Origin of the sequence: Bradyrhizobium sp. CCBAU 11361 (assembly GCF_028128935.1) — a bacterium.
Taxonomy (GTDB): domain Bacteria; phylum Pseudomonadota; class Alphaproteobacteria; order Rhizobiales; family Xanthobacteraceae; genus Bradyrhizobium; species Bradyrhizobium niftali.
In genome coordinates, this window is record NZ_LBJZ01000195.1 from 217,847 (window position 1) to 238,413 (window position 20,567).

General features: G+C 64.6%; 22 protein-coding genes. 12 read left to right on the plus strand and 10 right to left on the minus strand.

Annotation, left to right across the window (positions count from 1 at the left end; all coding sequences use genetic code 11):
* Position 1 precedes the first annotated feature (1 nt).
* Positions 2-526: a cyclic pyranopterin monophosphate synthase MoaC gene (gene moaC / locus XI08_RS36560; protein ID WP_271578129.1), complete on the plus strand. Its 525-nt coding sequence runs from the start codon at positions 2-4 to the stop codon at positions 524-526.
* Positions 527-537: 11 nt separating this feature from the next.
* Here moaC and XI08_RS36565 read toward each other — a convergent pair whose 3' ends face one another.
* Entirely contained in the window at positions 538-702 is a 165-nt protein-coding gene (locus XI08_RS36565; protein ID WP_027545828.1) for a Flp family type IVb pilin, read from the minus strand.
* A gap of 312 nt (positions 703-1,014) precedes the next feature.
* Here XI08_RS36565 and XI08_RS36570 point away from each other — a divergent pair, with 312 nt between their 5' ends.
* Positions 1,015-3,735, plus strand: a complete 2,721-nt coding sequence (locus XI08_RS36570; protein WP_271578175.1) for a bifunctional diguanylate cyclase/phosphodiesterase — start codon at positions 1,015-1,017, stop codon at positions 3,733-3,735.
* Here the strand turns inward: XI08_RS36570 and XI08_RS36575 are convergent.
* The 8 genes from XI08_RS36575 to XI08_RS36610 form a co-directional block, all read right to left on the minus strand.
* A complete protein-coding gene (locus tag XI08_RS36575; RefSeq protein ID WP_271578130.1) occupies positions 3,732-4,343 on the minus strand; it encodes an RNA polymerase sigma factor in 612 nt (203 codons plus the stop codon). The two genes, XI08_RS36570 and XI08_RS36575, sit on opposite strands and share 4 nt — an antisense overlap.
* 357 nt (positions 4,344-4,700) lie before the next feature.
* Positions 4,701-5,312, minus strand: a complete 612-nt coding sequence (locus XI08_RS36580) for a hypothetical protein (RefSeq protein WP_271578131.1) — start codon at positions 5,310-5,312, stop codon at positions 4,701-4,703.
* A complete protein-coding gene (locus XI08_RS36585; protein ID WP_271578132.1) occupies positions 5,309-6,088 on the minus strand; it encodes a class III cytochrome C family protein in 780 nt (259 codons plus the stop codon). Before XI08_RS36585 ends, XI08_RS36580 begins: the two co-directional genes overlap by 4 nt.
* Positions 6,085-6,792, minus strand: coding sequence for an iron reductase (locus tag XI08_RS36590; RefSeq protein WP_271578133.1), 708 nt, complete (start codon positions 6,790-6,792; stop codon positions 6,085-6,087). Before XI08_RS36590 ends, XI08_RS36585 begins: the two co-directional genes overlap by 4 nt.
* Position 6,793: 1 nt before the next feature.
* The gene (locus tag XI08_RS36595) at positions 6,794-8,743 is read right to left on the minus strand and encodes an FAD-binding oxidoreductase (protein ID WP_271578134.1); all 1,950 of its coding nucleotides are present in this window, start codon (positions 8,741-8,743) and stop codon (positions 6,794-6,796) included.
* A 23-nt stretch (positions 8,744-8,766) separates the two neighbouring features.
* Positions 8,767-9,618: a Spy/CpxP family protein refolding chaperone gene (locus XI08_RS36600; protein ID WP_271578135.1), complete on the minus strand. Its 852-nt coding sequence runs from the start codon at positions 9,616-9,618 to the stop codon at positions 8,767-8,769.
* Complete coding sequence (locus tag XI08_RS36605; RefSeq protein ID WP_092181147.1) at positions 9,596-10,009, minus strand: DUF1622 domain-containing protein; 414 nt, start codon at positions 10,007-10,009, stop codon at positions 9,596-9,598. The genes XI08_RS36600 and XI08_RS36605 overlap by 23 nt, the downstream gene beginning before the upstream one ends.
* Positions 10,006-11,226: an OpgC domain-containing protein gene (locus XI08_RS36610; protein ID WP_271578136.1), complete on the minus strand. Its 1,221-nt coding sequence runs from the start codon at positions 11,224-11,226 to the stop codon at positions 10,006-10,008. Before XI08_RS36610 ends, XI08_RS36605 begins: the two co-directional genes overlap by 4 nt.
* 493 nt (positions 11,227-11,719) lie before the next feature.
* On the opposite strand from XI08_RS36610, the gene XI08_RS36615 reads away from it, so the two are divergent.
* Positions 11,720-11,983 carry a hypothetical protein gene (locus tag XI08_RS36615; protein WP_271578137.1) on the plus strand — a complete coding sequence of 88 codons (264 nt, stop codon included), beginning with the start codon at positions 11,720-11,722 and terminating at the stop codon, positions 11,981-11,983.
* 10 nt (positions 11,984-11,993) lie between these two features.
* Complete coding sequence (locus XI08_RS36620) at positions 11,994-12,209, plus strand: hypothetical protein (protein WP_271578138.1); 216 nt, start codon at positions 11,994-11,996, stop codon at positions 12,207-12,209.
* 71 nt (positions 12,210-12,280) lie between these two features.
* Here XI08_RS36620 and XI08_RS36625 read toward each other — a convergent pair whose 3' ends face one another.
* Positions 12,281-13,618, minus strand: a complete 1,338-nt coding sequence (locus tag XI08_RS36625) for a S41 family peptidase (protein ID WP_271578139.1) — start codon at positions 13,616-13,618, stop codon at positions 12,281-12,283.
* A 307-nt stretch (positions 13,619-13,925) separates the two neighbouring features.
* Here XI08_RS36625 and XI08_RS36630 point away from each other — a divergent pair, with 307 nt between their 5' ends.
* The 8 genes from XI08_RS36630 to XI08_RS36665 all read left to right on the plus strand — a co-directional run bounded on the left by XI08_RS36630 (position 13,926) and on the right by XI08_RS36665 (position 20,565).
* Positions 13,926-15,059, plus strand: a complete 1,134-nt coding sequence (locus XI08_RS36630; RefSeq protein WP_271578140.1) for an alpha-hydroxy acid oxidase — start codon at positions 13,926-13,928, stop codon at positions 15,057-15,059.
* A 14-nt stretch (positions 15,060-15,073) separates the two neighbouring features.
* Entirely contained in the window at positions 15,074-15,700 is a 627-nt protein-coding gene (locus tag XI08_RS36635) for an HAD family hydrolase (protein ID WP_027545814.1), read from the plus strand.
* Positions 15,701-15,867: 167 nt separating this feature from the next.
* A complete protein-coding gene (locus XI08_RS36640; protein ID WP_027545813.1) occupies positions 15,868-16,074 on the plus strand; it encodes a hypothetical protein in 207 nt (68 codons plus the stop codon).
* Between the two features lie 228 nt (positions 16,075-16,302).
* Complete coding sequence (locus tag XI08_RS36645) at positions 16,303-17,517, plus strand: molybdopterin molybdotransferase MoeA (protein WP_271578141.1); 1,215 nt, start codon at positions 16,303-16,305, stop codon at positions 17,515-17,517.
* A 175-nt stretch (positions 17,518-17,692) separates the two neighbouring features.
* The gene (gene lexA, locus XI08_RS36650; protein WP_027545811.1) at positions 17,693-18,394 is read left to right on the plus strand and encodes a transcriptional repressor LexA; all 702 of its coding nucleotides are present in this window, start codon (positions 17,693-17,695) and stop codon (positions 18,392-18,394) included.
* Positions 18,395-18,572: 178 nt separating this feature from the next.
* Positions 18,573-18,827 carry a hypothetical protein gene (locus XI08_RS36655; protein WP_271578142.1) on the plus strand — a complete coding sequence of 85 codons (255 nt, stop codon included), beginning with the start codon at positions 18,573-18,575 and terminating at the stop codon, positions 18,825-18,827.
* A gap of 141 nt (positions 18,828-18,968) precedes the next feature.
* Complete coding sequence (locus XI08_RS36660) at positions 18,969-19,403, plus strand: hypothetical protein (RefSeq protein WP_167770886.1); 435 nt, start codon at positions 18,969-18,971, stop codon at positions 19,401-19,403.
* A gap of 220 nt (positions 19,404-19,623) precedes the next feature.
* Complete coding sequence (locus XI08_RS36665) at positions 19,624-20,565, plus strand: GAF domain-containing protein (protein WP_271578143.1); 942 nt, start codon at positions 19,624-19,626, stop codon at positions 20,563-20,565.
* Positions 20,566-20,567: the final 2 nt, after the last annotated feature.

A 20,567-nucleotide genomic window follows, 5' to 3' on the forward strand; every position in this document is an offset into this window, starting at 1 on the left:
GATGGCGCGCAAGCCGGCCAAGAGGCCCACCAAGACCAAGGCTACCAAGGCCGGCCCTGCCCTCACCCATATCGGCGCCTCCGGCGAGGCGCGGATGGTGGACGTCTCGGACAAGCCCGCGACCGAACGGCTTGCGGTCGCCGAAGGCCGCGTCCTCATGACCACGGCGACGCTTGATCTCATTGTCTCGGGCAACGCCAAAAAAGGCGATGTGCTCGGCACCGCGCGCATCGCCGGCATCATGGCCGCCAAGCGCACCTCGGAGCTGATCCCGCTCTGCCATCCGCTCGCGCTGTCGAAGGTCACGGTCGATATCGAGCCCGACGCAAAGCTGCCGGGCTGCCTCGTCCGTGCCAGCGTGAAGGTGACGGGCCCGACCGGCGTCGAGATGGAGGCGCTCACGGCCGTGTCCGTCGCCTGCCTCACCATCTACGACATGATCAAGGCGGTCGAGCGCGGCGTGCGCATCGAGGGCATCCATCTCGTCGAGAAGCTCGGCGGCAAGTCCGGCCATTACCGCGCCTGAGCGCGTGGTCCTCACTTCAGCGAAGAGCTGATCGAGCCGAATTTGGTGTTGAGCTTGCTGCCCATGCCGTTCACAACGGTGATGATCGCAAGCGCGATGCCGGCTGCAATCAGGCCGTATTCGATCGCGGTCGCGCCGCGCTCGTCGGCGAGGAAGTTCTTCAAGGTGTTTTTCATCGTCGTGTCCTCACTGTCTCGTTGGCACGCGTGTTCGCAAATTACGTGCCAGTGCCGCCGTGAGGAGCGCCAGCATGTTAGATGGTTAAGCCTTGGTTGATCGGCGCATGACCGGCAGGAATTGATCGGCATTGCAGGAACCTTGCGGCAATTTCTGCACGTCCAGCATCCCGCGTATCGATTGCTTTTGCGTGTGGACGTTCATGCCGCATTAACCGCGCTTCCTAACTTCGCCTCCACACCGTTCCCGTAAACCGACGGATGTTTTGAGGTCCAGGAATTGATCCTGGCGTGTGTGCGGCAACGATCCACATGATGACGAAATACGGCAGTCGCCTCTTTGACCAGGCCTTTGTGCGCAGCGGACCGATCCGCTGGCTGGTCGTGGGCGGCACGCTGCTGATCGCCGCGATCGCCGTCGGTGCGGTCCTGATGGCGCAGAACTTCCGCGAGCGCGCGCTGCGCAACTCCGGCCGCGAGCTCGAAAACACCGTGCTGATGCTCGCCCATCATTTCGATCAGCAATTGCAGGATTTCGCGGTCATCCAGAAGGATTTTGTCGACCACGTCCGCGCGATCGGCATTGCCAGCGCGGAAGACTATCGCAAGCGCCTTTCCGGCCAGGACATCCACCGTCTGCTGCGCTCGAAGATCGAGGCGCTTCCCTACATGGGCGGCGTCAACGTCATCGATGCCGAAGGCAATCTGATCAACTCGTCGACGGCGTGGCCGGCTCCGAAGGTCAACGTCGCCGATCGCGCCTATTTCCGTACCTTCCGATACGCCCCCGATGCGCCCGACGTCCTGGTCGAGCCGGTGCATAGCCGCATTTCGGGCGCATGGACCATCGTGATCGTCCGCAAGATCGTCGGCCCGAACGGCGAGTTCATGGGCGTAGTCGGACGCGGCATCGAGCCGGCCAATTTCGAGAAGTTCTTCGAGTCCGTCGTGCTCGGCGGAGGCGCGACCATCTCGATGCTGCATCGTGACGGCACGCTGCTCGCCCGCTACCCGCATTCCGGCGAATTGATGGGGCGGAACTTCAGGAACGGCCCGTTCGCGCAGCAGAGAGTCTTCAGCCTCGACCATTTTGCCGGACGCTTCATCAGCCCCGTCGATGGCGAGGACCGCATGATCTCCTCGCATGCCCTGCCCCATTTCCCGACCTTGATGATGGCCACCGCGACGCGCGCGGCGGCCCTGACGGATTGGCGCGAGCAGATCGGCATCCTGATCTCGGTCGCCGCTGCTTCCGCGCTCGCCATCGCCGGCGTGCTGATCGCGATCGTGCGCAAGCTTCTGGAGCAGCACCGCCTCTCGCGGGAACGGCTGATGCTGGAAAAGCAGCGCCTCGACCGCGCCGTCAACAACATGACCCAGGGCCTGCTGCTGTTCGACGCCGAGCAGCGGCTCGTGGTGTGCAACGAACGCTATATCGAGATGTACGGCCTGTCGCCCGAGGTGGTGAAGCCGGGCTCCAGCTTCCACGACATCATTGCCCACCGCAGGGCGACCGGGTCGTTCACCGGCGACGTCGACAACTATGTCGCGCGCGTGCTCGGCGACGTCCACGCGCGCAGCTCCATGGTGGTCGACACCGCCGACGGGCGCTCGATCCACATCCTCAACGAACCGCTCGCGGACGGCGGCTGGGTGGCGACGCACGAGGACATCACCGAGCGCCGGCGCATCGAGGAGCGCATCACCCACCTCGCCCATTACGACGCGCTGACCGACCTGCCCAACCGCGCCATGTTCCACGAGCATCTGCGGCAGCAGCTGGCCGCCATCGTCGACGGCGAAGAGATCGCGGTGCATTACATCGACATCGACGAGTTCAAGGGCGTCAACGACGCGCTCGGCCACCTCGTCGGCGACGAGCTCCTGAAATCGGTCGCAACGAGCCTCAGCGGCTGCGCGGGCCCGGCGGATTTCGTGGCGCGGCTCGGCGGCGACGAATTTGCCATCGTGCAGAGCGCAGTGACGTCGCCGGACCAGGTCAACGATCTCGTCGCCCGGGTTTTCGAGTCCATCCGCGCACCCTTCGACTGCATGGGCCACCACCTCACCTCCGACGCCAGCATCGGCATCGCGCTGGCGCCGGGTCACGGGACCGCGCTGGACCAGCTCCTGAAGAACGCGGACATGGCGATGTACGCCGCCAAATCCGCCGGACGCCGCACCTATCGCTTCTTCGAGCCGGAGATGGACGCCAAGGTCCGCGATCGGCGGCAGCTCGAGATCGACCTGCGCCACGCCATCGCCGATGGCGGCCTCGAGGTCTATTACCAGCCCTGCCTCGGCCTGAAGGACGATCGCATCACCGGCTGCGAGGCACTGGTGCGCTGGCGCCACCCCGATCGCGGCATGGTCTCGCCGGCCGAATTCATCCCAATCGCGGAGGATACCGGCCTGATCAACGAGATCGGCGAATGGGTGCTGGCGACCGCCTGCCGCGACGCAGCCACATGGCCCGACGACATCCGTCTCGCCGTCAACGTCTCGCCGGTGCAGTTCAAGAGCGGCACGCTGGCGCTGAAGATCATGGCGGCGCTCGCCGCCTCCAACCTGCCGGCGAGCCGGCTCGAGCTCGAGATCACCGAGGCGGTGCTGATCCGCGACGACGACACCGCGCTGGCGATCCTGCACCAGCTCCGTGCCATCGGCGTGCACATCGCGCTCGACGATTTCGGCACCGGCTACTCCTCGCTGAGCTACCTGCACCGCTTCCCGTTCGACAAGATCAAGATCGACCGCTGCTTCGTCAACGACATCGCCGGCCCAGACGGCTCCGCCAGCATCGTCCAGGCCGTCGTCAACCTTGCGGCCTCCCGCCGCATGACCACCACCGCCGAGGGCGTCGAGACCGAGGAGCAGCGGCGCCTGCTCCGCACGCTCGGCTGCTCCGAGATGCAGGGCTACCTGTTCAGCGCCGCAAAGCCGGCCGACAAGGTGCTGGAGCTGTTCGCACTGCATCGCAGCCGGCTCGCCCCGCGCGACGGCAACGAGAGCCGCCGCCGCGAGGCGGGTTAGGTCGGACTTCTGTTGTCGGCGCAGCGGCATTCCCAGAAGCTTTCCTCCAAACACACAACGCAGGTCTGCTCAAGACGCTCCTTCAGGGCGTGTCGGGCGCGATGAAGGCGAACGGTCAGGTTGTTGACGGTCACGCCCAGGTCGGCTGCAACCAGCTCCCGCGGCTCACCGGCGAGATCCACCCTTCTGATGACGTCGGCATGTTCCGGCTTCAGCAGGGATAGATGGGTATGAAGGCACTCGCAGACCGCGGCATTCGCCGCGGGATCCTGATCGGCCGCGAGACGCTCGTTGAGCTCATGCGGGAACGGCATCTCTCGCGTTCTGCTCTTTGACGTCTGACGGTGAAAGTCGGCGATCGTCGTCGCCAGGACCCTGCTCAACCAGCCTCGAACCGAGTCCGCATCGCGAATGTCGCCGGACCGCTCCAGCGCGCGCAACATGAACGCCTGGAGCACCTCCTCCGCTTCCGCCTTCCCGCCAAAGCGTCGCTGTAGATAGCTGCGGAGGCGATCGTAACTGCCGACGAGGGCGGCACGAACGACTGCGTCCTGCACATCCAAGGGACCGGCTGTCTGCGCCGGCAGACTCTCGTTCGGCGATTTCATGACGCATCGTCCTTGCATGACATTCGGTAGATCGCTTCGTTGGAGCGGAAACGCGACGGCGCGGCTGCCATCAGCCGGTGCGGCAGCCTCCCGAACAGGGGTCGCGAGAAATCACCGCTCCAGCGGCGCTCACGTGGCGACCTGTGTTTCTGCAAACGGACGATCGTTTTCTCGGCGTTCTTCCACTCAGCCCGTGGCGCTCAGCGCGCGCGAGCAACACCGAGGCCGGCGCCGTCACTCCGCCGCGTGTGAGGTCGTGGCGCGTATCGCCGTCATCCGCATGGCAAAGTGCCCCTCGCAGACGTGTCGATCCGCGCTCGCACCTGGAGCGACGCAGTCCGGTTTTCGGGTGCTATCTCAGGCGATGGGGGGCCGGTAGTGGCGGCGGAACGTGCCTTCGTCGCCGATCACGTCAGGCTGCGCCTCGCAGCGCGAGCGCGGCACCATGAACTCCGCAATGGCCGGAGCTTGCGGCCACACGGCGCTGAAGCAAAGCACCGAGCCGCAGCAGGTCGCATGCCGCTCGCTGGGCCGGTCCTGGTCGTCGTCGCAATCCCCGGCCATCGCAACGTCATGCGAATGTACTGCCGATCCGCCAGCGTGATCGTGCGCATCTCCAGGCTGATCACCCTGATGGTCGCACTGCATCGCTGCGTCGAGGGAAATCGAGATCGCGAGAGACGGCGTCATCGACGCGAGCAGGTAAGTGATGGCGACAAGCCATCCCCACCATCTTCGCCTCGGCTTTCGCAAGCCAATCATCCCTGCACCTGCTGTCCCGACCGGAAACATATAGCTCTGGTTGCAGTGACGGCCAATAGAAAACGACGCACACGGCTTCGACACTGCAAGAACGGTGAGGAGAGTCGTGCGCCATGCCAGATGCGGCGCGGAAATGAGCTCCCGATTTTTTTGGTCGAGCCCTGTAATATATTGCACCCATCTCCGTCGCTCGACCGAATCCGTCAATGATGCTTCATCCAGCCGACGCCTTTGACGTCGTTGAACGAGTCGGTTCTGTGACACAGAAAGCATTGATCGACCGATGCGTGCTCCTGCCCCGCGATCATCCGATCCATCATGACGAAGTGACCCATGTAGTGGCTCGGCGGCGCCTGATGGCATTGGGCGCAGTCCCTCGACGTCGGCGAGGGGTGCAGGAAACCAGCGATCTTCCAGGACGCGAGCCCATGGCAATCCGCGCAGTCCCGTCCGAACAATTCGCGGTGCGGCTCCCGGTTGCTATGGCAGCTGGCACAGTCGAGCGCAGCCTTTTCTCGCCGGTCTGACTTTGGCACGCCGAGAAACTCCTTCAGGTCCGCAGTCAGTTGATCGGCCGCGACCCGGTCAAACAACTTCCTGCCGGAGGCAGACGTTGCGACCTGAAGCAGTGACGCGTGGTCCATCCTGATCGGCCGCAGTTCACCCATGTGCTCGAGATGGCAGCCGGAACATTGACTGCCCGCCGTGGCATGAAAGGCCGTCGACTGCTTGGCGAGATCCCCGGCGGAAGGCGCGTGACAGGAGATACAGGCCGCTGCATCGACGCCCTTGACCGGCGTGTGGCAGCTCTCGCATCTGTCGGACAGAAATGCATGCTTCCCGGAAAGTGGCCCGGGCGTCACAAACCTTGCCCACCCTGGAACGACCTCGGAGCCGCCCCGATACAGGGCGATCGACACGACGGCCGCGCTTGCGACGGCCAGTGTCGCGATTGCGGCGTAGAGCACGCCCTTGATCGTCACGCGAGCCACCGCAACCCGTAGTGGACCTCGGCCGCCACATGCACCGCGAGCAGCGCATACATGACGACCGCCGCCATGACATGCAGCCCGATCCATTGCAGGAAGATCTTCTTGATTGCTTCGCTCGATCCGATCGCCGATTCGAGATCGGAAATGCCATCGACGAGCTGCAGCAGGGGCACATTCCGCAACGTCGATGCAGGCACGGCGGTCCCGTCACGCACCGCCCGATCGGGCGACGACATCGCCGACGCAATGTGCTCATAGGCCGACCTCAAGGTCGCCAGATGCGACTGCTGCTGGCGGAGCTCCATCGCGGTTTGCGGCAGGTAATAGCGCCCGACAAATCCGGTGACGACAACGATCAGCATGCTGGTAACCAGGGCGATCCCGAGCGGACTTTGAAACTTGTGCCCCGTGTGCAGAAGGGCGAAAAATGCCGCGACGATTCCGGCATAGGCGTGAAACGCCAGGAGCGTCGGCATCGACACGCACCGCGTGACCAGGGCCTTCAGACCCGCGCTGTACTTCGTCATCGGATAGACGAGAAGAAGAATCATCAGCACGGCCGCGCAGGCCCCGGGGACAAAGCCGGCGAGGCTTCCTGCGAACCGGCTATCGGAGTGCAGCAGGAACGCCGGCACCAGCAACAACAGGGCCGCCAGAGCGACGTCGGCGATCAGGCGCCCTCTCCGATCCATCATGTCAGGCCTCGACGACCAGATCTCCGACCGATCTCGCCTGGCAGGCCAGGATCAGACCGTTCGCCTTGTCGTCTGCGGTCAGGGCGTCCTGGACTTCCATCGTGACGTTTCCTTGCAACAGATGCGTCTTGCAGACGCCGCAGACCCCAGCCCTACAGGAATAGTCGATCGAAACGCCCGCGCTCTCGGCCACCTCCAGGACGCTCTTGTCCGGAGGCAGCGCCACGACCTTGCCGGATCTCGCAAAGCGGATGGTGGCCGTTGCAGGACCGGCCGCCGCGTCCCCTTGATTGCCCGCCTCTACTCCCGGCATCGGCACTTCGGCGCCGACCTTGCCGGGAGGTGGGACGGCTCCGCGGGCGGGCCCGAAGGCCTCCGTCTTGATCTGCTCGCGGGGCACGCCGAGCCCGATCAACGTCTTCCTGAGCGCGTCCATCATTCCGGGCGGACCGCACAAGTGAACGCGTCGTCTGGTGAGATCAGGCACAGCCTGCGTCAGGAACTCGGCCGTGATCTGCCCCTCGCTTCCCATCCACGACGTACCCGCGGCCCGCACCATCGTGGCCGCGACGTGCAGATTGTTCATCCTGCGTTGAAGATATTCCAGCTCGTCCCGGAAAATGAACTGCTCGGTCGTCTGCGCGCCATAGACGAGGTAGATGGGGCCGGGCCATGCAATATCCGAGAGATATCGGATCGCTGCCATCAGCGGCGTGATGCCGACACCGCCACCGATCAGGACGACGCTATCGGCTTCCGTGCCGGTGAACGTGAAGGCGCCGGAGGGGCCTGCAACCTCGATGAGGTCTCCCGCCTTCAGGTGGCCATGCATGTAGTCGGACAGAAGCCCGCCATCCTCGCGCTTGATCGTGGTCTCGACATAGGCGGTCTGGGCGGCGGACGACGCGATCGTATAGGAACGCCTGACGGCCTCACCGTCGATCTCGATGGCATAGGTCAGGAACTGCCCCGGCAGGAATGCAAACGGAATCGCGTCGCCGTCCGGTGCTTGCAGACGGAAGGTCTTCACGTTCGGCGTCTCCTGATAGATCGCGCAGACCCTCAGTTTGCCCTTCCAGGAGCGGCTCGCTTCGCCCCTCCGCGACCGGCGATCTACCTCCCGCGAAGATGTCGCCTCGGCCTTGTCGGCCGGCGAGCCGACGACCGGCGCGGACGCAAGGGACGCCGCAGCGGCCGGAGCAGCCACCGCGCGCGTCAGCCGATCGACCAGCGCGTTCGCCCGGCACATGCGCGCGACATAGACGGCAAGCAGCGTGAGCGAGAACAGCACCAGCAGCGCCATGGTCGTGACGTGAAACCAGGAGATTCCCTGCGTGCCGTCATCCGCAGCCATGGCGCCGCGTTGAGGCAACAGGTTCATCTGCGACTTGAACCACGCCTGCGCGATCTGCTGCGGTGGCTCGCCCTCGCGCAGCGAACGCAGCGCGACCACGCCGCTCTGAACCGCGTTCAGGGACTCGCGAAGCCGCCGCGACGCCTGATCCGCCGCGACGATATCGCCTCCGGCGATAGCGTGCCGCAGATCCATTTCGGCAGTCGCCAGGCGGTCGGCCTCCGCGCTGATCCGCTCGCGCGCCTGGACCTCCAGCCTGCTCCGCTGCTCGGCGGACAGCGCCGGCATGTCCATCAATGCCGGGTAGAACTCCTTGCGCGGCCGGCCCATCATGCCGTCCATTCCACCCATCATCCCCGGCGTGGCGCCGCTGGGCGGCACATCGGCCGCACCGCCTGCGGAGCCGGACGCTGCGGGATGATGTGCGGCGTGGTCGTCCTCTGCCTGCGCCAGCTCCCAACGCTGCGCGACCTGCCCTGTCGGATGCGCGCGGCCGGGGCCGAAGTCCGATGCGAGCGCGGCATTCGCCACGAGCTGGCTCGTCAGGACGACGAGCGCAGACAGGCCGGCTCGACATCGAAGGGACAGACCGAACATGATCTCGCTCTCGATTCCAGAGCTCAGAACGATGCAATCAGAGGCAGCAGGATCGTGTCTGCGGTCTGCTTCTGGCTCTCGTTCAACGACGCGTAGAGCCGCGTGAAGGCCAGGCGGGCCGATTTGATCGCCTCCAGACGCTCGGACAAATGCCGCTCGTAATGCTCCAGACGGTCGGCGCTTCCCGACCTGTCATCCATCGCGAGCATCTCGCGCGCTTCCAGCAGGTGCTGCCGGCTCGAACGCAAGGCGTCGGCGACACTGTTCCAGTCGGCGGCTTGCTTGTCGCTGATCTGCAGCTCGGCCTTCAGGAACGCGATCCGCCCCTCGATCCGCTCCGTCACATCCACCGGGCCGCTCATCGCACCGCTGCTGCCGGCCGAACTCATCTGGCCGCGCATCATCTTCTCCATCATTTGCATCATCTGCATCATGCCGGAGCTCTCCTGACAGCCGGCGCCCTGGCAGTCCCGCATCTGGCTTTGCGGCGGCATCTTCATCTTGTCGTCGGTCATCGGACCGCCGCTCATGTTCTGCGACTGACCCGCTGGCTGGCCCATGTTCATCTTGCCGCTGGAATCCGACGGGGCCGGCATCTTCGACATCTTGTCGTCATCCATCATCGCGGTCCGGGCAAGACCGGCGGCGATTGCCGGCGACAGCCCAACCGGCCCCAGGGCGAGGACGGCAAAGGCGGCTACGCTCACGCCGAATTTTCTCGAACGGTTCATGGTCATTCTCCGGGTGTTGATTTGGATGGTCATCTGCTCATCGAGGTCGGCGATGAGGACAGCGTGGGGCGGGTCAGGCCATATAGACGCGAAACGCCGCCAACTCTTACGCAGGGAAGTGTCAAAGGCCGCCGCGGGCTGCATCGCTTACCTCCCTGTCATGCCTTCGCCACGGCCATCGCCCCTCGATTTCAATCTGGAGCGAGAAGCTCAGGAACGTGCGGATCACGATGATCAGAGCCAGGATGCCGAGCCGGTCGAACGACGGCACGATCGCGACCATTCCGATGATGTCGGCGGCAATCAGGAATTCGAGGCCAAGCAGGATGCCGCGACCAAGATTGGCGCGATAGGAACGAAATGCGTCGGCTGGCGCGCCGCGCCGCATCTCGTTCAACGACCAGACCGTTGCAGCAAGCACTCCGCAGACGATGACCACCACGCCGAGCAGCTCGATGGTCGAGGCGGCCCAATGCAGGCCGTGCAGAATGAGGCCGCGGATCTCTTCGGTGAAGATCAGCCCGGACGTCATCATCCGCCGCCCTCCTCGGTCGAGCGGCTCCTGTCGATGCCCTTCGACCACGTCCGGTAGTAGGCGACGATCGTCATGATCCACAGGCCGGCAGCACCGACCAGCAGCTGGGCCCATAACCCCTCGGATCCGGACTCGAGCACGAAATGCGCGACGAACGAAAGAAAGAGGCCGACACAGAACACGGACAGCGACTGCTGACCGCATCTGATCAAGGGTTGGAGCACCGGCGACTTCAGACCGGGCCAGTCGATCGGAATGAGCGAGACAACGATGAACACCAGGCTCGCCAGATGAATGACGCGATAAGGACCCAGATTGGTCTTGTCGTTTGGAATCAAGACGGCGGCGAGCTCCTCGGGAATGTAGTCCCGCAGCCCCGGAATTCGTTCCGCCAGCGTCATCGCGAGCGCAAGGATCAGGAAGCCGCTACTGAGGACGAGCAGCGTGCGGGACGACAGCAGCCAGCGGCTTGCCGCCGCCCCTCCCAATGCCAGCCAGGCTCCGAATACGAAAAGCAGCTGCCAGGCGAACGGATTGAAGTACCAGACTCCGGCCGGATAGGACGGCAGATTCAATTCGTAATGTCGGGCAGCCAGATAGAGGCCGAGCGAGCCGATCATCACTGCATTGCGCCATCGCAGCATGAACCAGAGCACGACGGGAAACGCGGCCATCAGCACGATGTAGAGCGGTAGAACGTCGAGATTGAGCGGCTTGAACTTGAGGATCAGGCCCTGCGAGAGCGTCTCGACGGGAAAGTTCATGAGCGGCGCGACGTTGAACTGATCCATCAGATGGAGATCATCAAAGCTGTGCGCGATGTAGTGCACGGCGGTGAGATAGACCAGGAACAGCAGCAGGTGAGCGACATAGAGCTGCCACACCCGCCGCAGTAGCCGGGTTGCCCCGATGACGAAGCCACGCTCCATCATCATCGAGCCGAATACGAACGTCGCGGTGTATCCGGAGATCAGCACGAACAGATCGGCGCCATCGCTGAAGCCGTAGTTTCGCGTCGTGAACCAGGCGAGCGCGGAATCCGGAATGTGCCCGAGAAAGATCAGCCAGTTCGCCAGACCGCGAAACAGATCCAGGCGCACATCGCGCCGCGGCTTGATCAGCACCGACCTGATCGTGATCGTCTCCCACAACCGGCGGCGCAGGAGAAATGCAACTTGCAGCGGCCGACCGGCCACCTGGATCGTCTCGTCAATCAACAGCGTGCTTCCCATTCTTGTGCGACATTGCGGCCCGTCATCGTTGCGCGACACTCTCGCCGCTCGTTCGCGCGGGCACGCTAGGTCGCGTGGTTGATGCTCTTTTGACGGACATCAAACTCGGGCGACGCGCCAGCCAAATCTTTTTGTCGCCAGGCCATGTAATGAATTGAGGCGACCATCGTCCTCGTGTCATTTCGATCGAGGGAGTCATCTTCCAGTGACGTCTCTCGACGGCGCCGCAGCTCATAGTGAGCATGACGTGAAGCCATCGAATTCGTGCGATCGATGCAAAATTTTTTCTGTAAGAAGATCGATACTTCCCGTCGCCTGCGGCAACTCGACGATCTACGCATCGGCGGACGCAAGTGCGCGCGTCGGCACTTGATCTTGCTCAACCTGGACGATCCCACTCCGGGTTTGGTTGCCACTCGGTCAAGCCACCGGGACTTGATTGACACCAACTCGACAAGATCAAACAGGAGAAACCAGAATGAGTCACCGCAAGCTGATCGCCGCCGCTGCGATCATGTCGTTCGTCGCGTTGCCCGCCTTGGCGCAGACGAGCACGACGAACACGACCGACGAGAAGAACGGCCACCACTATTCCGGAGGGCCCAAGACCGAGGTCCCACACCACATGGGCAAGAAAGAGAGCGACGGCGGGACGACCAGCGGATCCGGCGGCAGCCACCATTACGGCGGCGGACCGAAGACCGACGTCCCGCATCACATTGGCCCGAAGAAGCAGCAATGACGACCGGACGGTGATCCCGCCGCTCACGAAGATGCGGGATCACCACCCCCAAGCGAGCGACGCACGCGCCATGCCGCTCGACGCCTATGTCGCGGAGGTCATGCAATTGCTGGAGCTGCGGGTTCATCCCCGCGACAAAGTGCTGTTCGAACGCGACCGCGCCCGCCGCTGGCCCGAGCGCGACGGGCGCTATGAAGCGACCCTTGCCGCCATGAACCCGAGCTGACGCGAAGTCCCAAAACGAATTCGCCCGGGAGCGGTCATCCACTCCCGGGCGATATCTGGGCGTCGCGACGTTTAGTTCGGCACCGCAGCCTTCGGCGCGGGCTTCGCGGCGACCGCATTCGCGGTGACGCCGTGCAGGAAGTCGTAGGCCGCGTGCAGGGCCTTGTCGTCCTTCTCTTCCGGCGGCACGTAGGACTGCGATCCCGTCTGCTCGGTGCCGTCGGAAGCCGACAGATGGCCGCGCATCTGGGACTCCGCCATGGTATCCATCCGGCCCTTCAGCTCGGGCGGCACGTCCTGGAGGATCTCGATATCGGGCGCAATGCCCTGGGCCTGGATCGAGCGACCCGACGGTGTGTAATAGCGTGCCGTCGTCAGCGCCAGAGCGCCATTGCCGGCGCCGAGCGGAATGATGGTCTGCACCGAGCCCTTGCCGAACGAGCGCGTGCCGATGATCGTGGCCCGCTTGTGGTCATGCAGCGCGCCGGCGACGATCTCGGAGGCCGAGGCCGAGCCACCGTTGACCAGGATCACCAGCGGCTTGCCCTTGGTGAGGTCGCCGCCATGCGCGGTGAAGCGCTGGGTCTCTTCCGGATTGCGGCCGCGGGTCGAGACCACCTCGCCGCGCTGAAGGAACGCGCTCGACACCGACACGGCCTGGTCGAGCAAGCCGCCCGGATTGTTGCGCAGGTCCATCACATAGCCCGCGAGCTTCTCCTGCGGGATATCCCTGGAGATCGCCGCGATCGCCTTCTTCAGGCCGTCGGTGGTCTGCTCGTTGAACGAGGTGACGCGGATATAGCCGATGTCGCCGTTCTCGACGTGGAAGCGGACTGGCCGCACATGGATGATCTCGCGAGTGATCGCAATGTCGAGCGGCGCGTCGGCGCCCTTGCGCACGATGGTGAGCTTGGTCTTGGTGTCGACCGGGCCCTTCATCTTGTTGACGGCCTGCTCGAGCGTCATGCCCTGCACGGCATCGCCATCGATCTTGCTGATCAGGTCGCCGGACATGATGCCGGCCTTGGACGCCGGCGTGTCGTCGATCGGCGAGACGACCTTGACCAGGCCCTCCTCCATCGTGACCTCGATGCCGAGCCCGCCGAACTCGCCGGAGGTGGTCTCCTGCATCTCGGTCCAGGCCTTGTCGTTCATGTAGCGCGAATGCGGATCGAGCGAGGTCACCATGCCGGTGATCGCGCCTTCGATCAGCTTGGCATTGTCGGGCTTCTCGACATAGCTCGCCTTCACGCGCTCGAAGACTTCGCCGAACAGGTTGAGCTGGGAATAGGCATCATCTGCGCTCGCTGCCGCCCGCGCCGCCCACACGCCGCCGTGCGGACTGGCTACCAGAAGGGTCAAACACGCTCCCGTGAGCGCGCCCAGGGGGAACAGCAGGGATTTCCGCATGGATAGGCTTGCCTTTTTGCTTTAGCGGTTCTCTTGGGGCTTGGGAGGCGCCATGCAAATGGCGATCCAGCTCGCTTCTCACAATACCATTCTGGTTTCTTCAAGGCCGGGCGGCCACGCCGGCGGATACACGGTAAAAATCCCTTCGCCCGGACCTAAACTTTTGGCAACGTTCCGAAACCGTTTCGCGCAATGCGGCAATCGGTCGACCGACCCACGCCTCGCAGCTATGCGATTTTAGGATGGTTTTGGAGAGCTGGACGGGTTAGGCGATGAAACAAGGCTTCAAATTCTCGGGAGGATAATAATGAACGAAGCACCCCGCATCCGGCCGGAAAGGAACGCCGAACTCGGCGCCAGCAGCGAGCCGTTCCAGAATCTGCACGAATTCATCCGGAAGGCGCGCGCCAACCTCAACCAGAATGCCTGGGACTATATCGTCGGCGCCGCCGAGACCGAGACCACGATGCGCCGCAACCGGATGGCGCTGGACGAGATCGCCTTCCGCCCGCGCGTGCTGCGCGACGTGCGCAAGGTCGATGGCTCCGTCGAGCAGTTCGGCCGCAGGATGCGCCTGCCGGTGGTGCTCGCGCCGGTCGGCGCGCTCGAGATCTTCGACCCGGATGGCGCCGCGAGCGTCGCCCGTGCCGCCGGCACCTTCGGTGCGGCACACATGCTGAGCTCGGTGTCCGAGCCCGGCCTGGAGAAGACCGCCGAGGCCGCTCCCGATGCGCTGCGCCTGTTCCAGCTCTATGTGCGCGGCGACGACGCCTACGTCGCCGATGTCGTCAGCCGGGCCGAAAAGCACGCCTACGCCGCCTTCTGCCTGACCGTCGACACCGCCCATTACAGCCGTCGCGAACGTGACATCGCCAAGCGCTACGTTCGCGAGAGCCGCCTGCGCGCCACCGGCGGCGAATTCCAGAAGGGCCTGGAGTGGCGGTCCGTGAAGATGATCAAGGACAAGTTCAAGATTCCGCTGATCCTCAAGGGTATTGCCACCGCCGAGGACGCGCTGATCGCGATCGATCACGGCGTCGAATGGATCTACGTCTCCAACCATGGCGGCCGCCAGCTCGATCACGGCCGTGGCGCCATGCATGTGCTGCCTGAGATCGTCGAGGCCGTGAAGGGCCGCGCCAAGATCATGGTCGATGGCGGCTTCGGCCGCGGCACCGACATCGTCAAGGCGATCGCGGCGGGCGCGGACCTCGTCGGCATCGGCCGGTTGCAATGCTGGGCGCTGGCGGCGGCCGGCGAAGCCGGCGTGACGCGGATGCTGGAGCTTCTGGAGGACGAGGTGCTGCGCTGCCTCGGCCTGTTGGGCGCCACCTCGTTCGCCGAGGTCAACAAGTCCTGCCTGCATCAGGCGACCGCAACGAATGCGCCGAGCGTGTTCAGCGCGTTCCCGCTGTTCGACCACGAACCTTACCGATACTGATCTGAAAGGATGCAATGACCTCGCTCTCTCCCGGCAGCGCGGATGCGCTTTTGTTCGATCTCGGGCGTGTCGTGCTCGACATCGATTTCTCGAAGGCGATCGCCTGCTGGGCGGGACATGCCGGCTGCAAGCCGGAGGCGATCGTTGCCCGCTATGTGCGCGACAGCGAGGCCTATCGGCTGCACGAGGTCGGCAAGATCAGCGACGAGGACTATTTCGCCTCGCTGCGCGCCTCGCTCGGGATCGGCATCTCGGATGCGCAATTCCTCGAGGGCTGGAACGCGATCTTCGCGGGCGAGATGCCTGATATCGCGGAGTTGTTGCCGCGCGCGGCGAAGCGCATGCCGCTCTACGCCTTCTCCAACACCAACCGGCCGCATGTCGACCATTTCTCGAAGGAATATGCCGGCCTGCTCGGCCATTTCCGCGAGCTTTATCTGTCGTCCAGCATCGGCCTGCGCAAGCCGGACGCAGCGGCATTCGACCATGTCGTGGCGGCCATCGGCGTGCCCGCCAGGCGCATCGTGTTCTTCGACGACCTCGCCGAAAACGTCGAGGGCGCGCGGGCGCGCGGATTGACCGCGGTGCATGTGACCTCGCCCCGCGATGTCGGCGATGCGCTCAAAGCGCTGGGAATCTGATCGAGATACAGCGGCCTGCGGGTGAAACCGGGGAGTTCCCCGGAACCGATTTGGCCAGAGATCAGGAACCAAATCGCTTTGTACATTTTTATACAGAGTTCCGGGAACGGAATGCCCGCTTCCGGACTCTTGAGTCCGTTGGGACTTCTACGGACGGACGCATCATCGTGTTGGGCAAGACCTACCTCACCAAGCAGGCCTCTCTCCTGCTCGAATTCGCCAGAACGACGTCGGATTCTGACCTTTCCGCCAAGCTGATCAGCAAGGCCGCCGACCTGAAATCCCGGGCCGATCCGCTGCCCGACAAGGATCAAGGGCCCAAAGCTCCCGACGTGGCGCCGGACGCCCGTCCGGACCAGCAAACCGGTCGTTGACCGATGCTGGCCGTGGCTCTCGTCATTGTCGTCTTTGCCATGGCCACACTCGTACCGGTCTTTCTGATCGTCCGGACCATGCCGCGCCGCACTTTGCGTTCTCCATAGAAGGGCGGCCGAGCGACAGGATGAATTATCCCGCTTCGTCGCTGTTTTGCCTCTGCGCCCGCACTCGGATAGAACGTTCCCCGTTCATTCGCCCGAACGTGCCCAGCAGGAGTCTTCCCCGTGGCCTTGATGCCGGTTTCTGACGCGCTCGCCGCGGTGCTGGCCGGCGTGAAGCCGCTGCCTGAAGAGATGATTCCACTCGACGAAGCCTACCACCACGTGCTCGCGCGCGACGTCGCGGCGCGGCGTACCCAGCCGCCGGAGGCGATGTCGGCGATGGACGGTTACGCCGTGCGCGCGGCCGATGCGGCCAAGGTCGACGCACAGCTCACCGTGATCGGCGAGGTCGCGGCGGGCGGCCGGCCGTTCGCGGGAGCAGTCGGCGCCGGCGAAGCGGTGCGAATCTTCACCGGCGGCGTCGTTCCCGCTGGCGCGGACGCGGTCGTGATCCAGGAGGACACGGTCGCCGAGGGCAAGCGCATCACGATCAAGGAAGCCGCTATCGCCGGTCGGCACATCCGCCCCGCCGGCGTCGACTTCCGCGAGGGCGACGTGCTCCTGCGCATGGGAACCCGGCTCACCGAGCGCGACCTCGCACTCGCCGCCGGGATGAATCACCCGCACCTCCCCGTCCGCCGCCGTCCGAAGGTCGCGATCCTCGCCACCGGCGACGAGCTGGTGATGCCGGGCATCAGCCCGGGTCCCGGCCAGATCGTCTATTCCAACGGCTACGCCCTGCACGCGCTCGCCCGCCAGGAGGGCGCAGATACCGTCGATCTCGGTGTTGCCGCTGATACGCTGGAGGCCACCACCGCCGGCATCCGCCGTGCCCGCGAGAGCGGCGCCGATGTCCTGATTACGACCGGCGGCGCCTCGGTCGGCGACCACGATCTGGTCCAGCAGGCGCTGAGGGACGAAGGCATCGCGATGGCGTTCTGGAAGATCGCGATGCGGCCGGGCAAGCCGATGATGCACGGCCGGTTAGGAGCGATGGGTGTGATCGGCCTGCCCGGCAATCCCGTGTCGTCCTATGTGTGCGCCTTCCTGTTCATGGTGCCGTTGATTCGCGCTCTGTCGGGCCGCGCGGTGATTCATCATCGTCGCGAGCGCGCCGTGCTCGGCCGCGAGGTCGGTGCCAATGACCAGCGCGAAGATTACCTGCGCGCACGCCTGGAGCGGCGCGACGACGGCACGCTTGTCGCCCTTCCCGTCAATCATCAGGATTCCTCGCTGCTTGCGAATCTCGCTGCGGCACAGGCACTTCTCGTGCGCGCGCCGTTCGCGCCCAAGGCCGAGGCCGGCACGCCTTGCGAGGTGCTGCGACTGCCCGCCTGAACCCGCAGGTCGTGCGCGTTCCGCGAACTTTGTCGCGTTCACGGTAAATTAAGCAGTTGCGGAACACATATCGAACATATAGTGTCCGTTCATGATTTGTTTCGAGCATCTAGCGGCTCGCCGCTGAATTCACCGTCTCGGAATCGAACGACATCAACCGGGGGATTTGGTCGAGATGTTAACGCGCAAACAATACGAGCTTCTGCGATTCATCAGCGAGCGTTTGAAGGAAAGCGGCGTGCCGCCCTCCTTCGACGAGATGAAGGACGCGCTCGACCTGCGCTCGAAGTCAGGCATCCATCGCCTGATCACCGCACTGGAGGAGCGCGGCTTCATCCGGCGTCTGCCCAACCGGGCCCGCGCGATCGAGGTGATCAAGCTGCCCGAGCTCCAGGCCGCCGCCGGCAACCGGCGTGGCTTCACGCCGAGCGTCATCGAGGGCAATCTCGGCAAGGTGCGAGCGAGCTCCAGCGCCTCCGTGGACGAGGGCGAACGCCCCGTTGCGGTGCCGGTGATGGGCCGCATCGCGGCCGGCACGCCGATCGAAGCGCTGCAGACCCGCAGCCACACCATCAGCGTACCGCCTGACATGCTCGGGTCGGGCGAGCACTACGCGCTCGAAGTGCGCGGCGACTCGATGGTCGAAGCCGGCATCCTCGACGGCGACATGGCGCTGATCCAGCGCAACGAGAGCGCCGACACCGGCGACATCGTGGTGGCGCTGATCGACGACGAGGAAGCGACGCTGAAGCGCTTTCGCCGCCGCGGTGCCTCGATCGCGCTCGAGCCCGCCAATGCGGCCTATGAGGTCCGCATCCTGCCGCCCAACCGGGTGAAGATTCAGGGCAAGCTGATCGGCCTTTACCGCAAGTACTGAGCGCGCTCCGCCGGTTGGCGACCCGCGCGTTGACGATTGGAGCGGACGATTGTCCGCTCCGGCTGGATAGTCTTTCTGGTTTTGCACAGATTATCCGGCCCCTCTCCAGCGGTACATCCTCGGGCACGCCGCACGAAGCCCTCATCGCTTCGCGACGCTGGAGATCGAGGAGACCATCATGCGCAAGATCGTTTTGAGCGCCGTCACGATCACGCTGATCGCAGCATCAGCGTCGCAAGCCTTCGCCGCACAGTCACACCATGTCCGCAAGGCAGCGCAGACGACGACGAGCGAGCAATTGCGCAATGCCCGCAACGCCGTCGCGAAGCCGTCGCAACCCGCTGGCAATATTCGGGCTGGTCGGCACCTGCTGGTCGCTGACGGGGACGCACGCCAAATGCACAGAAGCGGACTTTGTTCCTCGTGCATTTGAAAAAGATATTGTGATGGCAGCCTGCGGATCTAAGTCGCAGATTTGCCTACAACCGAGAAGACGCTAACATGCTTCCACTCTGATAGGGGCTAGTGCCTCCGAAGGAGGCGCGGGTCGCTATCCCTGAATGAGGAGCACCCGATGTGTGACTACAGTCTGCATGCCGTCGCGACGCGTCCCGCAGAAGTCGGCGAGACGATCGTCACGACCACTTTCCGAGGCACCTCGACGCGCGGCTTCGCCTCTGAAGCCGACATGTCCGTCGCGGTCTGCCTGCTGCCGGGGACGGAGCTCGCCTTCGCCGACAACGTCCGCTACGACAATCGCTGGATCTGGACGCGCACCATCAACTCCCGCGTCGGCAAGTTCGGCAAGATCGATCCGCACATTCCCGATCGCCATCACGACGCGATCGAATTCCCCGACGGCAAATACGTACTGGTGACGCAGCTCGTCGAAGGCCAGCGCGCGACCGTGCTGCAGTTGCCGGTGACCCAGCCCGTCGGCGAGCGCGAGCACAAGCCGCAGGTCATCGCCGATGGTCGGCCGACCATCACCCGCCTGCCGATCGGCTGAGGCAGCTCCCCCGGCTCACGGGTCGGGGCCAGCATCGAAATCGCCATCGCCGGCCGTGGCCGGCGACGTGGTGCGGTTTGCGTCCTGAGAATCCAATCCGCGGAGATCCCCCGCGCCTCCCCGTCGCACGAAGTTTGCGCGGCTCTGCCTGAATTTTGAACGTCCACTCCGCGGCCAGATCGCCGATGCTGTCACTGGCTTGAGGCGGCGGACACGGTCGATGAAAACCTTCATTCGCGTCGTTGAACTCTGGGTGCCGGACCGGACGCGCATGCGGCTGGAATTCGGCGGCGGCCTCTATGGCGAAGGGCTGTCCGCGTTCAAGGCCGTGAGCGAGAATTTGCGTTTCGGATACGACGAGGGCCTTCCCGGCAAGGCCTGGGCCAGCGGCCATCCCGTGATCCTCACCAAATTCGCCAACTCCTATTTCAAGCGGACCGATCAGGCGCTCGCGGCCGGCCTCACATGCGGCGTGGCGGTGCCGGTGTTTTCAGGCGAATTCTTGCAGGCCGTCATGGTGCTGTTCTGCGGCGACGACGAGGCGCATGTCGGCGCGATCGAGCTCTGGCACAATGACCCCGATATCTCCCACGAGATGGGGCTCGTCGACGGCTACTATGGCACCGCCGACATGTTCGAGTTCAACTCCCGCCACACCAGGTTTCCCCGCGGCTTCGGCCTGCCCGGACGCACCTGGAAAGCGGGCCTGCCGCTGATCATCAAGGACCTGCACAACGCCAGGAGTTTTCTGCGCTGGGAAGACGCCGCCGAGGTCGGCATCAATCTCGGCGTCGGCGTGCCCTATCGGACCGGCGTCGACCAGACCTGGGTGCTGACTTTCCTCTCCGCGCAGGCGACGCCCATTGCGCGACGCTTCGAGATCTGGGTGCCGAACGAGGCCCGTTCGGCACTGGTCTTTCGCGCCGCCGATTGCAGCGCGCAGACCGACCTTGCCGCGCTCTACGCGGACAAATCCATCGCCAGGGGCGACGGCAGCATCGGCGGAGCCTGGGCCACCGGTATGCCCGCACTCAACGACGATCTCGCGCATGACGGCTCAGCCGCGGCCGCCGAGGCTCGCGCGTCTGGACTGAGCCAGATGGTGGCCCTGCCGGTGATCGGGGCCGCCGGGCTCGACGCCGTGCTGGCCTGGTACCTGTAGCC

Coding starts and splice junctions, on each gene's coding strand:
- XI08_RS36595 (WP_271578134.1), bottom strand. CDS start 8,743: ATGTTCGGTCTGTCCCTTCGATGTCGAGCCGGCCTGTCTGCGCTCGTC.
- lexA (WP_027545811.1), top strand. CDS start 17,693: ATGTTAACGCGCAAACAATACGAGCTTCTGCGATTCATCAGCGAGCGT.
- XI08_RS36565 (WP_027545828.1), bottom strand. CDS start 702: ATGAAAAACACCTTGAAGAACTTCCTCGCCGACGAGCGCGGCGCGACC.
- XI08_RS36665 (WP_271578143.1), top strand. CDS start 19,624: ATGAAAACCTTCATTCGCGTCGTTGAACTCTGGGTGCCGGACCGGACG.
- XI08_RS36660 (WP_167770886.1), top strand. CDS start 18,969: ATGTGTGACTACAGTCTGCATGCCGTCGCGACGCGTCCCGCAGAAGTC.
- XI08_RS36600 (WP_271578135.1), bottom strand. CDS start 9,618: ATGCAGCCCGCGGCGGCCTTTGACACTTCCCTGCGTAAGAGTTGGCGG.
- XI08_RS36570 (WP_271578175.1), top strand. CDS start 1,015: ATGATGACGAAATACGGCAGTCGCCTCTTTGACCAGGCCTTTGTGCGC.
- moaC (WP_271578129.1), top strand. CDS start 2: ATGGCGCGCAAGCCGGCCAAGAGGCCCACCAAGACCAAGGCTACCAAG.
- XI08_RS36630 (WP_271578140.1), top strand. CDS start 13,926: ATGAACGAAGCACCCCGCATCCGGCCGGAAAGGAACGCCGAACTCGGC.
- XI08_RS36625 (WP_271578139.1), bottom strand. CDS start 13,618: ATGCGGAAATCCCTGCTGTTCCCCCTGGGCGCGCTCACGGGAGCGTGT.
- XI08_RS36605 (WP_092181147.1), bottom strand. CDS start 10,009: ATGATGACGTCCGGGCTGATCTTCACCGAAGAGATCCGCGGCCTCATT.
- XI08_RS36635 (WP_027545814.1), top strand. CDS start 15,074: ATGACCTCGCTCTCTCCCGGCAGCGCGGATGCGCTTTTGTTCGATCTC.
- XI08_RS36575 (WP_271578130.1), bottom strand. CDS start 4,343: ATGAAATCGCCGAACGAGAGTCTGCCGGCGCAGACAGCCGGTCCCTTG.
- XI08_RS36655 (WP_271578142.1), top strand. CDS start 18,573: ATGCGCAAGATCGTTTTGAGCGCCGTCACGATCACGCTGATCGCAGCA.
- XI08_RS36590 (WP_271578133.1), bottom strand. CDS start 6,792: ATGATGGATCGGAGAGGGCGCCTGATCGCCGACGTCGCTCTGGCGGCC.
- XI08_RS36615 (WP_271578137.1), top strand. CDS start 11,720: ATGAGTCACCGCAAGCTGATCGCCGCCGCTGCGATCATGTCGTTCGTC.